Source organism: Paraburkholderia sp. EG286B (assembly GCF_040965655.1).
GTDB lineage: Bacteria > Pseudomonadota > Gammaproteobacteria > Burkholderiales > Burkholderiaceae > Paraburkholderia.
Window position 1 is genome coordinate 1 of record NZ_JBFRCF010000149.1, and the last position, 536, is coordinate 536.

Annotated in this window: 2 tRNA genes; both read left to right on the forward strand. The window is 49.8% G+C overall.

Annotated features, from left to right (window positions below):
* The first annotated feature begins 40 nt into the window (after nt 1–40).
* Nucleotides 41–117: transfer RNA gene (locus AB4Y42_RS44150), tRNA-Ile, on the forward strand.
* Between the two features lie 38 nt (nt 118–155).
* Nucleotides 156–231 (forward strand) — tRNA-Ala (locus tag AB4Y42_RS44155).
* Nucleotides 232–536: the final 305 nt, after the last annotated feature.

A 536-nucleotide genomic window follows, 5' to 3' on the forward strand; every position in this document is an offset into this window, starting at 1 on the left:
AAGCGCTCACACTTGTCGGCTGTAAGAAAGACAGACTCAGGGGTCTGTAGCTCAGTCGGTTAGAGCACCGTCTTGATAAGGCGGGGGTCGATGGTTCGAATCCATCCAGACCCACCACTGTCTGTGACGGGCAGTCCCCCTGAAGTATGTAGACTGGGGGATTAGCTCAGCTGGGAGAGCACCTGCTTTGCAAGCAGGGGGTCGTCGGTTCGATCCCGTCATCCTCCACCAATCCTCAATGCTGGTGTCATTGATGCAAACGTCGAAAGATGGTTGCGGTTCAGTGAGACAAGCATTGGCGATTGAGCCAGTCAGAGCGGTATGTGAAAACGTATCGGCTGTCGTTCTTTAACAATCAGGAAGAAGTAGTAAAGAGATTCATCCAAAACACACTTAGAGATGGGTGTGGAGTAGGTGAATCAGGGTTGTGATTGTATCAATGTATTTTTAAGTGATCGAAAGATTGCCTTGAAATACGGCGCAACACGAATACTCAACCTGTAACGATTGTGTTCTTCTGCCTGTCCCCTACGGGG